Genomic DNA, 12,780 nt, shown 5'->3' with positions numbered 1-12,780 from the left:
GGTATCACCATCAACACCGCGCACGTCGAGTACAACTCGAACATTCGTCACTACGCTCACGTTGACTGCCCAGGTCACGCTGACTACGTGAAGAACATGATCACCGGTGCTGCCCAGATGGACGGCGCGATCCTGGTTTGCTCGGCCGCCGATGGTCCGATGCCACAAACCCGTGAGCACATCCTGCTGTCCCGTCAGGTAGGCGTTCCGTACATCGTGGTCTTCCTGAACAAGGCTGACCTGGTAGACGACGCTGAGCTGTTGGAACTGGTCGAGATGGAAGTTCGCGACCTGCTGTCCACCTATGACTTCCCAGGCGACGACACCCCGATCATCATCGGTTCGGCTCGTATGGCGCTGGAAGGCAAAGACGACAACGAAATGGGCACCACCGCTGTCAAGAAGCTGGTTGAGACTCTGGACAGCTACATCCCAGAGCCTGAGCGTGCTATCGACAAGCCGTTCCTGATGCCAATCGAAGACGTATTCTCGATCTCGGGTCGTGGTACCGTTGTTACCGGTCGTATCGAGCGTGGTATCGTCCGCGTTCAGGACGCCCTGGAAATCGTTGGTCTGCGTGACACCACCACCACCACCTGCACCGGTGTTGAGATGTTCCGCAAGCTGCTGGACGAAGGTCGTGCTGGCGAGAACTGCGGCGTTCTGCTGCGTGGCACCAAGCGTGACGACGTTGAGCGTGGTCAGGTTCTGGTCAAGCCAGGTTCGGTTAAGCCGCACACCAAGTTCACCGCAGAAGTTTACGTTCTGAGCAAGGAAGAAGGCGGCCGTCATACTCCGTTCTTCAAAGGCTACCGTCCACAGTTCTACTTCCGTACTACTGACGTGACCGGTAACTGCGAGCTGCCAGAAGGCGTTGAAATGGTAATGCCAGGTGACAACATCCAGATGACTGTCACTCTGATCAAAACCATCGCAATGGAAGATGGTCTGCGTTTCGCTATCCGTGAAGGCGGTCGTACCGTCGGCGCTGGCGTCGTAGCCAAAATCATCGAGTAATACTCGATAGGTTGAAAAAGCCCCCGCTCAGCGGGGGCTTTTTTTATTGGGTTGACACCCAATAGGGGCGTCTATAGAATCACGCCTCCTTTTAACGGGCGTAGTGCGCCCGGTGGGAATAGCAGCCTGGAGTCTGAAATCCAATGCAAAATCAGCAAATCCGTATCAGGTTGAAGGCTTTTGACCATCGCCTGATCGACCAATCCACCCAGGAAATCGTGGAAACCGCGAAACGTACTGGTGCTCAAGTGCGTGGTCCAATTCCACTGCCTACTCGCAAAGAGCGGTTCACCGTTCTGGTCTCCCCGCACGTCAACAAAGACGCGCGTGACCAGTACGAGATCCGTACTCATAAGCGCGTTCTGGACATCGTCCAGCCAACGGATAAAACCGTTGATGCTCTTATGAAGCTTGATCTTGCGGCCGGCGTGGAAGTGCAGATCAGCCTCGGCTAAGACACGGTCTTAGTCGTGTAACGCTCTGAAATGGGCGGCCATAGCGGGTGAAAGCCCCGTACACTCATGAGGTTTACAACATGACTATTGGTGTAGTCGGTCGTAAATGCGGTATGACCCGTATTTTCACCGAAGAAGGTGTCTCCATTCCGGTCACGGTCATTGAGATCGAGCCGAATCGCGTCACCCAGTTCAAAACCGAAGAAACCGATGGCTACCGTGCAGTGCAAGTCACTGTTGGTGAGCGTCGTGCTTCGCGCGTGACTGCTGCTCAAGCAGGTCACTTCGCTAAAGCGAACGTTGCCGCTGGTCGCGGTGTCTGGGAGTTCCGTCTTGAAGAAGGCGACTACCAGGCTGGCGACTTGATCAATGCAGAAATCTTCGCTGCTGGCCAAATGGTAGATGTTACCGGTCAGTCGAAAGGTAAAGGCTTTGCCGGTACCATCAAGCGCTGGAACTTCCGCGGTCAAGATAACACCCACGGTAACTCCGTTTCCCACCGCGTCCCGGGCTCTATCGGCCAGTGCCAGACTCCTGGTCGTGTATTCAAGGGCAAGAAAATGTCCGGTCATATGGGCGCCGAGCGCGTGACCGTTCAGTCCCTGGAAGTAGTGCGCGTCGACGCTGAACGCAATCTGTTGCTGGTCAAGGGTGCCGTTCCTGGCGCTACTGGCGGTGATCTGGTTGTGCGTCCGGCTGCCAAGGCTCGCGGTTAAGGGGAAGCTGACATGCAACTAAATGTAAATGACGCTCAAGCGATCGAAGTTTCCGAACTGACTTTCGGTGGCGAATTCAACGAGACGCTGGTTCACCAAGCAGTCGTGGCCTACATGGCCGGCGGCCGTCAGGGCACCAAGCAGCAGAAAACCCGTTCCGACGTTGCTGGTGGCGGTAAGCGCCCATGGCGTCAGAAAGGTACTGGCCGCGCTCGTGCCGGTACTATCCGTAGCCCAATCTGGCGTGGCGGCGGTACCACTTTCGCAGCTCGTCCTCAAGACCACTCGCAGAAGCTCAACAAGAAGATGTACCGCGCAGCAATGCGTTCCATCCTCGCCGAGCTGGTGCGTACCGACCGTCTGGTCGTGGTTCAGGACTTCGCTGTTGAAGCACCGAAAACCAAAGATCTGCTGAACAAGCTGAATGGCATGGGTCTGAGCGACGTACTGATCGTTTCTGACGCTGTTGATCAGAATCTGTACCTGGCTGCTCGTAACCTGCCGCACGTCGACGTACGTGACGTACAGGGTTCCGATCCGGTCAGTCTGATCGCATACGACAAAGTGTTGATCACTGTGTCGGCCGTGAAGAAATTCGAGGAGCTGCTGGGATGAACCAGGAACGCGTATTTAAAGTCCTCCTTGGCCCGCACGTTTCCGAGAAGGCTACCGTTCTGGCTGAGAAAAAAGGCCAGTTCGTATTCAAGGTTGCTACTGATGCAACCAAGCTGGAAATCAAGAAAGCTGTCGAAGGCCTGTTCGGCGTAAAAGTCGAAAACGTGTCGACCGTTAACGTTCTGGGTAAATCCAAGCGTACCGCACGTGGTCTGGGCAAGCGTAATGACTGGAAGAAGGCGATCGTCTCCCTTCAGCCAGGCCAAGATCTCGATTTCAGCAGCAGTGCTGAGTAAGGAAGGGGTGCATCATGGCAATCGTTAAATGCAAACCGACTTCCCCTGGCCGCCGTTTCGTGGTCAAGGTGGTCAACAAGGAGCTGCACAAAGGCGCTCCTCACGCACCGCTGCTCGAGAAGAAATCGAAGTCTGGTGGTCGTAACAACAATGGCCGCATCACTACGCGTCACGTAGGTGGTGGTCATAAGCAGCATTACCGTATGGTCGATTTCCGTCGCAACGACAAAGATGGCATCGTCGCCACTGTCGAGCGTATCGAATACGATCCAAACCGTACTGCTCACATCGCACTGCTGTGCTACGCAGACGGCGAGCGCCGCTACATCATCGCCCCTAAAGGCGTTGCTGCTGGCGACCAGCTGATCGCAGGCGCTCTGGCTCCAATCAAGCCAGGCAACTCCCTGCAACTGCGCAACATCCCAGTGGGTAGCACCATTCACGGCATCGAACTGAAGCCGGGCAAAGGTGCACAGATCGCTCGTTCCGCTGGTGCTTCGGCTCAGCTGATCGCTCGCGAAGGTGTCTATGTGACCCTGCGTCTGCGCTCTGGTGAAATGCGTAAAGTCCTGGCTGAGTGCCGTGCGACCCTGGGCGAAGTCTCGAACTCCGAGCACAGCCTGCGTTCGCTGGGTAAAGCTGGTGCCAAACGCTGGCGTGGCGTTCGCCCAACCGTTCGTGGTGTTGCCATGAACCCGGTTGACCACCCACATGGTGGTGGTGAAGGTCGTACCTCCGGTGGTCGTCATCCGGTATCGCCATGGGGCTTCCCGACTAAGGGCGCGAAGACTCGTGGTAATAAGCGTACCGACAACATGATCGTCCGTCGTCGCAAGTAAATAGAGGGATACGACAGTGCCACGTTCTCTGAAAAAAGGTCCTTTTATCGATCTTCACCTACTGAAGAAGATCGAAGTGGCGGCGGAGAAGAACGATCGCAAACCAGTTAAAACCTGGTCGCGTCGTTCCATGATCCTGCCACAAATGGTCGGTCTGACCATCGCGGTACACAACGGTCGCCAACACGTCCCAGTTCTCGTGAACGAAGACATGGTCGGCCATAAACTGGGCGAGTTTGCCGGTACCCGCACTTATCGTGGGCACGTGGCTGACAAGAAAGCCAAGCGTTAAGGGGTAAGGAAATGGAAGTAGCCGCTAAGTTGTCGGGCGCTCGAATCTCCGCCCAGAAAGCCCGCTTGGTCGCCGACCAGATCCGCGGGAAGAAGGTGGGCGAAGCGCTCAACCTGTTGGCTTTCAGCAGCAAAAAAGCCGCTGAAATCATGAAGAAAGTCCTCGAGTCGGCCGTAGCCAACGCCGAGCATAACGAAGGCGCAGACGTTGATGACCTGAAGGTCTCCACCGTTTTCGTCAACGAAGGGCGTTCGCTGAAGCGTATCATGCCGCGTGCCAAAGGCCGCGCTGATCGCATCGTCAAGCGGTCTTGCCATATCACTGTCAAGGTTGCGGACAAGTAACGGAGTCGATCAGATGGGTCAGAAAGTACATCCCACTGGCATTCGCCTGGGAATCGTCAAGGAGCACACCTCCGTCTGGTACGCAGACGGTCGGACTTATGCGGACTATTTGCTCGCAGATCTGAATGTGCGTGAGTACCTCCAAGACAAACTAAAAAGCGCGTCCGTTAGCCGTATCGATATCCATCGTCCGGCTCAAACTGCACGCATCACCATCCACACCGCTCGTCCAGGTATCGTTATCGGGAAGAAAGGTGAAGATGTTGAGAAACTGCGTCAGGACCTGACCAAGCAAATGGGTGTGCCTGTGCACATCAATATCGAAGAGATCCGCAAGCCGGAACTCGACGGTATGCTGGTTGCTCAGAGCGTTGCTCAGCAGCTGGAGCGTCGTGTGATGTTCCGTCGCGCCATGAAGCGCGCCGTACAGAACGCCATGCGCATTGGTGCCAAAGGCATCAAGATCCAGGTGAGCGGTCGTCTCGGTGGTGCTGAAATCGCACGTACTGAATGGTATCGCGAAGGTCGTGTGCCGCTGCACACCCTGCGTGCTGATATCGACTATGCCACTTACGAAGCTCACACCACTTACGGTGTGATCGGTGTGAAGGTTTGGATTTTCAAAGGCGAAGTTATTGGTGGTCGCCAAGAAGAACTGAAACCACAAGCACCAGCGCCTCGTAAAAAAGCTGCTAAGTAAGGGGTACGCCAAATGTTGCAACCAAAGCGTACAAAATTCCGCAAGCAGATGACTGGCCACAACCGTGGTCTGGCACTGCGCGGTAGCAAAGTCAGCTTCGGCGAGTTTGCTCTGAAAGCTGTTGCTCGCGGTCGTCTCACCGCCCGCCAGATTGAGTCGGCACGTCGTGCTCTGACCCGTCACGTAAAACGTGGCGGTAAAATCTGGATCCGTGTGTTCCCGGACAAGCCGATCTCCAAGAAGCCTCTCGAAGTGCGGATGGGTAAAGGTAAAGGTTCCGTGGAATACTGGGTTGCCCAGATCCAGCCAGGCAAAGTCCTGTACGAGATCGAGGGTGTTTCTGAAGAGTTGGCGCGTGAGGCTTTCGCCTTGGCGGCTGCAAAGCTGCCTCTCGCCACCTCCTTTGTTAAGCGGACGGTGATGTGATGAAAGCGAATGAACTTCGTGAAAAATCAGCACAGCAACTGAACGAGCAACTGCTCGGCTTGCTGCGCGACCAGTTCAATCTGCGTATGCAGAAAGCAACTGGCCAGTTGGGGCAGTCGCACCTGCTCTCGCAAGTTAAGCGTGACATCGCTCGCGTGAAAACTGTGCTCAACCAGCAGGCAGGTAAGTGATCATGGCTGAAGCTGAAAAAACCGTCCGTACGCTGACTGGCCGTGTCGTCAGCGACAAGATGGACAAAACCATCACCGTACTGATCGAGCGTCGCGTAAAGCACCCGATCTACGGTAAATACGTTAAGCGTTCGACTAAGCTGCACGCGCACGACGAAACCAATCAGTGCCACATCGGCGACAAGGTCTCCATCCGTGAGACCCGTCCGCTGGCCAAGACCAAAGCTTGGGCACTGGTTGAAGTTCTCGAACGCGCTGTTGAAGTCTAAGGGCTAAGGGTCGGAGAAATTTTATGATTCAGACTCAATCCATGCTCGATGTGGCCGATAACAGCGGCGCTCGTCGCGTCATGTGCATCAAGGTTCTCGGCGGTTCGCACCGCCGTTACGCCGGCATCGGTGACATCATCAAGGTAACCGTCAAGGAAGCAATTCCTCGCGGTAAAGTGAAGAAAGGCCAAGTGATGACTGCTGTTGTAGTCCGCACTCGCCACGGTGTCCGTCGCGCTGACGGCTCCATCATCCGCTTTGATGGCAATGCTGCTGTTCTGCTGAACAACAAGCAAGAGCCGATCGGCACCCGTATCTTTGGGCCAGTGACCCGTGAACTTCGTACTGAGAAGTTCATGAAGATCGTCTCGCTCGCCCCAGAAGTGCTGTAAGGAGATCCGACATGCAAAAGATTCGTCGTGACGACGAGATCATCGTGATCGCCGGCAAAGACAAAGGTAAGCGCGGTAAGGTGCTCAAGGTTCTCGCTGACGACCGTCTGGTCGTTGGTGGGATCAACCTGGTGAAGCGTCATACCAAGCCTAACCCGATGTCGGGCGTACAAGGCGGTATCGTCGAGAAAGAAGCGCCACTGCACGCTTCCAACGTCGCCATTTTCAACGGCGAAACCAACAAGGCTGACCGCGTTGGTTTCAAAGTAGAAGACGGCAAGAAAATTCGTGTCTTCAAGTCGACCCAAAAAGCGGTTGATGCTTGAACACTGCTAGGTAGAAGACCATGGCACGACTGAAAGAGATTTACCGGAAGGAAATTGCTCCGAAGCTTAAGGAAGAACTTAAGCTGGCGAACGTGATGGAAGTTCCGCGCGTTACCAAGATCACCCTGAACATGGGTCTGGGCGAAGCTGTCGGCGACAAAAAAGTCATCGAGCACGCTGTTGCTGACCTGGAGAAGATCACCGGTCAGAAAGCCGTTGTGACTTTCGCTCGGAAATCCATCGCGGGCTTCAAAGTCCGTGAGGGCTGGCCGATCGGCGTTAAAGTTACTCTGCGCCGTGATCGTATGTACGAATTCCTGGACCGCCTGCTGGCGATCTCCCTGCCTCGGGTTCGCGACTTCCGCGGCCTGAATGCCAAGTCCTTCGATGGTCGTGGCAACTACAGCATGGGCGTGAAAGAGCAGATCATCTTCCCGGAAATCGACTACGACAAGATCGATGCTCTGCGCGGTCTGGACATTACCCTGACCACCACTGCCAAGAACGATGACGAAGGCCGCGCTCTGCTGCGTGCTTTCAAATTCCCGTTCCGCAACTGATTGGAGTAGGAAAATGGCCAAGAAGAGCATGAAAAACCGTGAGCTGAAGCGTCAGCTCACTGTTGCCAAGTACGCCAAGAAGCGTGCCGAGCTGAAAGCGACCATCGTTAACCTGGAAGCAACTCCAGAAGAGCGTTTTGCCGCTGTCGTAGCTCTGCAGAAGCAGCCACGTGACGCCAGCGCTTCGCGCCTGCGTAACCGCTGCCGCATCACCGGCCGTCCACACGGCGTTTACCGCAAGTTCGGCCTCGGCCGTAACAAGCTGCGTGAAGCAGCAATGCGCGGTGACGTTCCAGGTCTGGTTAAAGCCAGCTGGTAAGACGTGCCGGCAGCGTCCAGGTGGCGGAGGAGCAATCTTCCGACCACCGGTGACATTGCAACGAAACAAGCCCCTTCTGGGGCTTGTTTCGTTTCTGGGATCTGTCTAGAATGACCGGCTCTCCTGAGCCCGGGTTTTTTGACCTGGCCGCTTAGGTGACTGTAGTAGCCGAGAGGCTAATTTTTCTTGTATCAGGAGCGTCTAGCCCATGAGTATGCAGGACCCGTTAGCGGACATGCTAACTCGCATCCGTAATGCCCAGATGGCTGAAAAGTCCGTCGTAAGCATGCCTTCGTCGACTCTGAAGGTTGCGGTAGCCAAAGTTCTGAAAGACGAAGGTTACATCGCTGGCTACCAAGTCAGCAGCGAAGTAAAGCCATCGCTTTCCATCGAGCTGAAATACTTCGAAGGCCGTCCAGTCATCGAAGAAGTCAAGCGCGTAAGTCGTCCAGGCCTGCGTCAGTACAAGTCCGTCGAAGAACTGCCGAAAGTACGTGGCGGTCTGGGCGTGTCTATCGTCTCCACCAACAAAGGTGTGATGACTGATCGTGCTGCGCGCGCTGCCGGTGTCGGCGGCGAAGTTCTCTGCACAGTGTTCTAAGGGGGGATAAGCATGTCTCGCGTCGCTAAGAACCCCGTTAAGCTGCCAGCAGGCGTCGAAGTTAAATTCGTCGGTCAGCAGCTTTCGGTGAAGGGTGCCAAGGGCACTCTCGAACTGAACGTTCACTCGTCAGTAGAAATCGTTGAAGAAGCTGGTGAGCTGCGTTTCGCTGCTCGCAATGGCGATCAACAAACTCGCGCTATGGCCGGTACTACCCGTGCTCTGGTAAACAACATGGTCCAAGGCGTAAGCCAAGGCTTCGAGCGCAAGCTCCAGCTGGTCGGTGTTGGTTACAAAGCTCAGGCTAAAGGCACTGTGCTGAACCTTGCGCTCGGCTTCTCGCATCCAGTGGATTACGAATTGCCTGAGGGCATCACCGCTGAGACCCCAAGCCAGACCGATATCCTGATCAAGGGCATCGACAAGCAGCTGGTAGGTCAGGTGGCCGCTGAAATCCGCGACTTCCGTCCACCAGAGCCGTACAAAGGCAAGGGTGTGCGTTACGCGGACGAAGTCGTCCGTCGTAAAGAAGCCAAGAAGAAGTAGGGCCTAGCAAATGACCGACAAAAAAGTTACTCGACTGCGTCGCGCTCGCAAAGCACGCCTGAAAATGCACGAACTCGAAGTCGTGCGTCTCTGCGTGTTCCGCTCCTCGCAGCACATCTACGCCCAGGTCATTTCGGCCGACGGCAGCAAAGTCCTGGCCAGCGCCTCGACTTTGGACAAAGACCTGCGTGATGGCGCCACTGGCAACATCGACGCGGCCACTAAGGTTGGCAAGCTGGTAGCTGAGCGCGCGAAAGCCGCCGGTGTATCTCAAGTTGCCTTTGACCGTTCTGGCTTCAAGTATCACGGCCGTGTGAAAGCGCTGGCTGATGGTGCTCGTGAAGGCGGACTGGAGTTCTAAGTTATGTCAAATAACGATCAAAAGCGCGACGAAGGCTACATCGAGAAGCTGGTTCAAGTTAACCGCGTAGCAAAAACCGTTAAAGGCGGCCGTATCTTCACTTTCACCGCGTTGACCGTGGTTGGTGATGGTAAAGGTCGTGTCGGCTTCGGCCGTGGCAAATCGCGCGAAGTACCTGCTGCGATCCAGAAAGCCATGGAAGCTGCCCGCCGCAACATGATTCAGGTTGACCTGAACGGCACCACTCTGCAGTACGCTACCAAGTCCGCCCATGGCGCGTCGAAGGTGTACATGCAGCCTGCCTCTGAAGGTACCGGTATCATCGCCGGTGGCGCAATGCGTGCCGTCCTGGAAGTTGCTGGCGTTCAGAACGTCCTGGCCAAGTGCTACGGCTCGACTAACCCTGTAAACGTGGTTCACGCCACTTTCAAGGGTCTGAAGGCTATGCAATCTCCTGAGTCCATTGCTGCCAAGCGCGGCAAGAGCGTTGAGGAGATCCGCTGATCATGGCTACCGTTAAAGTAACGCTGATCAAAAGCACCGCCGGCCGTCTCCCTAACCACAAACTGTGTGTTAAGGGTCTGGGTCTGCGCCGCATCGGTCACACTGTAGAAGTCCTGGATACTCCCGAGAATCGCGGGATGATCAACAAGGCTTACTACATGCTGCGCGTCGAGGGTTAATCGATGAAACTCAATGATCTGAGTCCAGCGCCGGGTTCCCGTCGCGAGAAGCATCGTCCGGGCCGTGGTATCGGTAGCGGTTTGGGTAAGACTGGTGGCCGTGGCCACAAAGGTCAGACCTCCCGTTCCGGTGGCACCATCGCTCCAGGCTTTGAAGGCGGTCAACAGCCGCTGCACCGTCGTCTGCCGAAATTCGGCTTCGTTTCCCTGAAAGCCATGGACCGCGCAGAAGTGCGTCTGTCCGAGCTGGCCAAAGTGGAAGGCGACGTTGTCACCGTGCAATCCCTGAAGGATGCCAACGTGATTAACCAGAACGTACAGCGTGTGAAAATCATGCTGTCGGGCGAAGTTACTCGCGCAGTCACCATCAAGGGTATCGCAGCCACCAAAGGTGCGCGTGCGGCTATCGAAGCAGCTGGCGGCAAGTTCGAGGAATAAATGGCTAAGCAAGGTGCTCTCTCTTCGCTCGGTAAAGGCGGGATGTCTGAACTTTGGGCTCGTCTGCGTTTTCTGTTCCTGGCGATCATCGTCTATCGGATAGGCGCACACATCCCAGTTCCAGGTATCAACCCGGACCGGCTGGCGGAACTGTTTCGACAGAATGAGGGGACCATTCTTAGCTTGTTCAACATGTTTTCCGGCGGCGCGCTGGAACGGATGAGCATCTTTGCACTGGGGATCATGCCGTACATTTCGGCATCGATCATCATGCAGCTGATGACCGCCGTCAGCCCGCAGCTGGAGCAGTTGAAGAAGGAAGGTGAAGCTGGCCGTCGCAAGATCAGCCAGTACACCCGCTACGGCACCGTAATCCTGGCGCTGGTCCAGGCCATTGGCATGTCCATTGGTCTGGCCGGTCAGGGCGTGGCGTTCTCTGCTGATTTTGGCTTCCATTTCGTTGCGGTTTCCACGTTTGTGGCAGGCGCAATGTTCATGATGTGGCTGGGTGAGCAGATCACGGAGCGCGGTGTAGGCAACGGTATCTCGATGTTGATCTTCGCAGGTATCGTCGCCGGTCTTCCGAGAGCAATCGGGCAGTCTTTCGAGTCTGCACGTACAGGCGATATCAACATTTTCGCTCTGGTCGCAATCGGTTTGCTGGCAGTAGCGATTATCGGTTTTGTGGTGTTCATTGAGCGTGGTCAGCGTCGAATCGCCGTTCACTACGCCAAGCGTCAGCAGGGCCGTAAGGTCTTCGCTGCGCAGACCAGCCACTTGCCGCTGAAGGTGAACATGGCGGGCGTAATTCCTGCCATTTTCGCGAGCAGCATTTTGCTGTTCCCGGCTTCGCTGGGTGCCTGGTTCGGTCAGTCCGAAGGTATGGGCTGGTTGCAGGACATCTCGCAGTCGATCGCTCCTGGTCAGCCGTTGAATATTCTGCTGTTTAGTGCAGGGATTATTTTCTTCTGCTTCTTCTATACGGCGTTGATGTTCAATCCGAAAGACGTAGCGGAAAACCTGAAGAAGTCCGGTGCCTTTATTCCGGGCATCCGTCCAGGTGAGCAGTCGGCGCGCTACATTGATGGCGTTCTGACCCGCTTGACCATGTTCGGTGCTCTTTATATGACGGCCGTCTGTCTGCTTCCCCAGTTCCTGGTGGTTGCGGCAAACGTTCCGTTCTACCTTGGCGGGACCTCGTTGCTGATTGTGGTAGTGGTTGTGATGGACTTCATGTCCCAAGTACAATCGCACCTCGTTTCGCACCAGTACGAATCCCTGATGAAGAAAGCCAACCTGAAAGGCTACGGCGGCAGTGGTTTGCTGCGCTGAGAGACCCTTAAGGTTCGAGGAGTTGGTGATGAAAGTTCGTGCATCGGTGAAAAAGCTGTGCCGTAACTGCAAAATTATTCGCCGCGAAGGTGTTGTTCGAGTAATTTGCAGTGCGGAACCACGTCACAAACAGCGCCAAGGCTGAGTGTGATCTGCGCTTCAAACCCAGCAGCTAGTGTGCTGCTGGGTTGATTATTTGTTTCTACAGCGATATTATCTCGCGCCCTATTTCTTGGCTTCCGGGGCGTAGGTAGCTGTCAATTGGAGTCCCACTGAATGGCCCGTATTGCAGGCGTCAACATTCCAGATAACAAGCATACTGTTATCTCGCTGACCTACATCTATGGTGTTGGTCGCACTACTTCGCAGAAAATCTGCGAAGCTACTGGGGTCAACCCAGCCGCTAAGATCAAGGATCTGAGCGACGAGCAGGTTGAATCGCTGCGTACTGAAGTTGCGAAGTACATCACCGAAGGTGATCTGCGTCGTGACATCAACATGAAAATCAAGCGTTTGATGGACCTGGGTTGCTACCGCGGCCTGCGTCATCGTCGGGGTCTGCCAGTACGCGGTCAGCGTACCAAGACCAATGCGCGTACCCGTAAAGGTCCGCGTAAGCCGATCCGCAAGTAATCGCACCAGCGAATCGACAGGAATTTAGAAATGGCAAAACCTGCTGCTCGTCCTCGTAAAAAAGTTAAAAAGACAGTGGTTGATGGCATCGCCCACATCCATGCCTCTTTTAACAACACCATCGTGACCATTACCGATCGTCAAGGTAACGCCCTGTCCTGGGCTACCTCCGGCGGTTCGGGTTTCCGCGGTTCCCGCAAGTCCACCCCGTTCGCTGCTCAAGTAGCTGCTGAGCGTGCTGGTCAAGCTGCGCTGGAATATGGTCTGAAGAACCTCGACGTAAACGTCAAGGGTCCAGGTCCAGGTCGTGAGTCCGCTGTTCGTGCTTTGAACGGTTGTGGCTATAAGATCGCCAGCATCACCGACGTGACGCCAATCCCGCATAACGGGTGCCGTCCGCCGAAGAAGCGCCGCGTGTAATCAGGAGAC

At 55.4% G+C, this 12,780-nt stretch carries 26 protein-coding genes; all 26 read left to right on the top strand.

Annotation, left to right across the window (positions count from 1 at the left end):
• On the top strand, positions 1 to 1,017 hold a 1,017-nt coding region (tuf, locus tag DM813_RS09740), incomplete at its 5' end, for an elongation factor Tu (RefSeq protein WP_128321420.1).
• Positions 1,018 to 1,160: 143 nt separating this feature from the next.
• A complete protein-coding gene (rpsJ, locus tag DM813_RS09735; RefSeq protein WP_003186070.1) occupies positions 1,161 to 1,472 on the top strand; it encodes a 30S ribosomal protein S10 in 312 nt (103 codons plus the stop codon).
• An 80-nt stretch (positions 1,473 to 1,552) separates the two neighbouring features.
• The gene (gene rplC / locus DM813_RS09730; RefSeq protein ID WP_028944484.1) at positions 1,553 to 2,188 is read left to right on the top strand and encodes a 50S ribosomal protein L3; all 636 of its coding nucleotides are present in this window, start codon (positions 1,553 to 1,555) and stop codon (positions 2,186 to 2,188) included.
• Positions 2,189 to 2,200: 12 nt separating this feature from the next.
• Positions 2,201 to 2,803, top strand: coding sequence for a 50S ribosomal protein L4 (rplD, locus tag DM813_RS09725; protein ID WP_010220305.1), 603 nt, complete (start codon positions 2,201 to 2,203; stop codon positions 2,801 to 2,803).
• Positions 2,800 to 3,099: a 50S ribosomal protein L23 gene (gene rplW / locus DM813_RS09720; protein ID WP_128323185.1), complete on the top strand. Its 300-nt coding sequence runs from the start codon at positions 2,800 to 2,802 to the stop codon at positions 3,097 to 3,099. The genes rplD and rplW overlap by 4 nt, the downstream gene beginning before the upstream one ends.
• A gap of 14 nt (positions 3,100 to 3,113) precedes the next feature.
• A complete protein-coding gene (rplB, locus tag DM813_RS09715; protein ID WP_038606161.1) occupies positions 3,114 to 3,938 on the top strand; it encodes a 50S ribosomal protein L2 in 825 nt (274 codons plus the stop codon).
• 16 nt (positions 3,939 to 3,954) lie between these two features.
• Complete coding sequence (gene rpsS, locus DM813_RS09710) at positions 3,955 to 4,230, top strand: 30S ribosomal protein S19 (protein ID WP_002555486.1); 276 nt, start codon at positions 3,955 to 3,957, stop codon at positions 4,228 to 4,230.
• 11 nt (positions 4,231 to 4,241) lie between these two features.
• On the top strand, positions 4,242 to 4,574 hold the full coding sequence (rplV, locus tag DM813_RS09705) for a 50S ribosomal protein L22 (protein WP_003103908.1): 333 nt from the start codon (positions 4,242 to 4,244) through the stop codon (positions 4,572 to 4,574).
• A 13-nt stretch (positions 4,575 to 4,587) separates the two neighbouring features.
• Entirely contained in the window at positions 4,588 to 5,274 is a 687-nt protein-coding gene (gene rpsC, locus DM813_RS09700) for a 30S ribosomal protein S3 (RefSeq protein ID WP_010220308.1), read from the top strand.
• Positions 5,275 to 5,286: 12 nt separating this feature from the next.
• Entirely contained in the window at positions 5,287 to 5,700 is a 414-nt protein-coding gene (gene rplP, locus DM813_RS09695; protein WP_003255479.1) for a 50S ribosomal protein L16, read from the top strand.
• Positions 5,700 to 5,891 (top strand): 50S ribosomal protein L29, encoded by a 192-nt coding sequence (rpmC, locus tag DM813_RS09690; RefSeq protein WP_002555481.1) that lies wholly within the window; start codon positions 5,700 to 5,702, stop codon positions 5,889 to 5,891. The genes rplP and rpmC overlap by 1 nt, the downstream gene beginning before the upstream one ends.
• A gap of 2 nt (positions 5,892 to 5,893) precedes the next feature.
• A complete protein-coding gene (rpsQ, locus tag DM813_RS09685; RefSeq protein WP_028944481.1) occupies positions 5,894 to 6,160 on the top strand; it encodes a 30S ribosomal protein S17 in 267 nt (88 codons plus the stop codon).
• Positions 6,161 to 6,183: 23 nt separating this feature from the next.
• Positions 6,184 to 6,552 (top strand): 50S ribosomal protein L14, encoded by a 369-nt coding sequence (gene rplN / locus DM813_RS09680; protein ID WP_002555479.1) that lies wholly within the window; start codon positions 6,184 to 6,186, stop codon positions 6,550 to 6,552.
• Positions 6,553 to 6,563: 11 nt separating this feature from the next.
• On the top strand, positions 6,564 to 6,878 hold the full coding sequence (gene rplX, locus DM813_RS09675; protein ID WP_009397501.1) for a 50S ribosomal protein L24: 315 nt from the start codon (positions 6,564 to 6,566) through the stop codon (positions 6,876 to 6,878).
• A 20-nt stretch (positions 6,879 to 6,898) separates the two neighbouring features.
• Positions 6,899 to 7,438, top strand: coding sequence for a 50S ribosomal protein L5 (rplE, locus tag DM813_RS09670; protein WP_028944480.1), 540 nt, complete (start codon positions 6,899 to 6,901; stop codon positions 7,436 to 7,438).
• Positions 7,439 to 7,451: 13 nt separating this feature from the next.
• A complete protein-coding gene (rpsN, locus tag DM813_RS09665; protein ID WP_010220312.1) occupies positions 7,452 to 7,757 on the top strand; it encodes a 30S ribosomal protein S14 in 306 nt (101 codons plus the stop codon).
• A 208-nt stretch (positions 7,758 to 7,965) separates the two neighbouring features.
• The gene (gene rpsH, locus DM813_RS09660; protein ID WP_010220313.1) at positions 7,966 to 8,358 is read left to right on the top strand and encodes a 30S ribosomal protein S8; all 393 of its coding nucleotides are present in this window, start codon (positions 7,966 to 7,968) and stop codon (positions 8,356 to 8,358) included.
• Positions 8,359 to 8,370: 12 nt separating this feature from the next.
• Entirely contained in the window at positions 8,371 to 8,904 is a 534-nt protein-coding gene (rplF, locus tag DM813_RS09655; RefSeq protein ID WP_027982011.1) for a 50S ribosomal protein L6, read from the top strand.
• Positions 8,905 to 8,914: 10 nt separating this feature from the next.
• A complete protein-coding gene (rplR, locus tag DM813_RS09650; protein ID WP_043861927.1) occupies positions 8,915 to 9,265 on the top strand; it encodes a 50S ribosomal protein L18 in 351 nt (116 codons plus the stop codon).
• Between the two features lie 3 nt (positions 9,266 to 9,268).
• Positions 9,269 to 9,769, top strand: coding sequence for a 30S ribosomal protein S5 (rpsE, locus tag DM813_RS09645; RefSeq protein WP_128323184.1), 501 nt, complete (start codon positions 9,269 to 9,271; stop codon positions 9,767 to 9,769).
• 2 nt (positions 9,770 to 9,771) lie between these two features.
• Complete coding sequence (rpmD, locus tag DM813_RS09640; RefSeq protein WP_010220317.1) at positions 9,772 to 9,948, top strand: 50S ribosomal protein L30; 177 nt, start codon at positions 9,772 to 9,774, stop codon at positions 9,946 to 9,948.
• Between the two features lie 3 nt (positions 9,949 to 9,951).
• Positions 9,952 to 10,386, top strand: a complete 435-nt coding sequence (rplO, locus tag DM813_RS09635; RefSeq protein WP_010220318.1) for a 50S ribosomal protein L15 — start codon at positions 9,952 to 9,954, stop codon at positions 10,384 to 10,386.
• Complete coding sequence (secY, locus tag DM813_RS09630; RefSeq protein ID WP_010220319.1) at positions 10,387 to 11,718, top strand: preprotein translocase subunit SecY; 1,332 nt, start codon at positions 10,387 to 10,389, stop codon at positions 11,716 to 11,718. It begins immediately after the preceding gene.
• 28 nt (positions 11,719 to 11,746) lie between these two features.
• A complete protein-coding gene (rpmJ, locus tag DM813_RS09625) occupies positions 11,747 to 11,863 on the top strand; it encodes a 50S ribosomal protein L36 (protein WP_002555468.1) in 117 nt (38 codons plus the stop codon).
• Positions 11,864 to 11,994: 131 nt separating this feature from the next.
• Positions 11,995 to 12,351 (top strand): 30S ribosomal protein S13, encoded by a 357-nt coding sequence (rpsM, locus tag DM813_RS09620; protein ID WP_128323183.1) that lies wholly within the window; start codon positions 11,995 to 11,997, stop codon positions 12,349 to 12,351.
• 30 nt (positions 12,352 to 12,381) lie between these two features.
• Complete coding sequence (gene rpsK, locus DM813_RS09615) at positions 12,382 to 12,771, top strand: 30S ribosomal protein S11 (RefSeq protein ID WP_002555466.1); 390 nt, start codon at positions 12,382 to 12,384, stop codon at positions 12,769 to 12,771.
• Positions 12,772 to 12,780 lie beyond the last annotated feature (9 nt).

The organism is Pseudomonas alkylphenolica, from assembly GCF_004025535.1.
In the GTDB taxonomy this organism is placed as follows: Bacteria; Pseudomonadota; Gammaproteobacteria; order Pseudomonadales; family Pseudomonadaceae; genus Aquipseudomonas; species Aquipseudomonas alkylphenolica_A.
The sequence above is the reverse complement of the archived record's forward strand: the minus strand, read 5'-3'. Positions and strand labels throughout refer to the sequence as shown.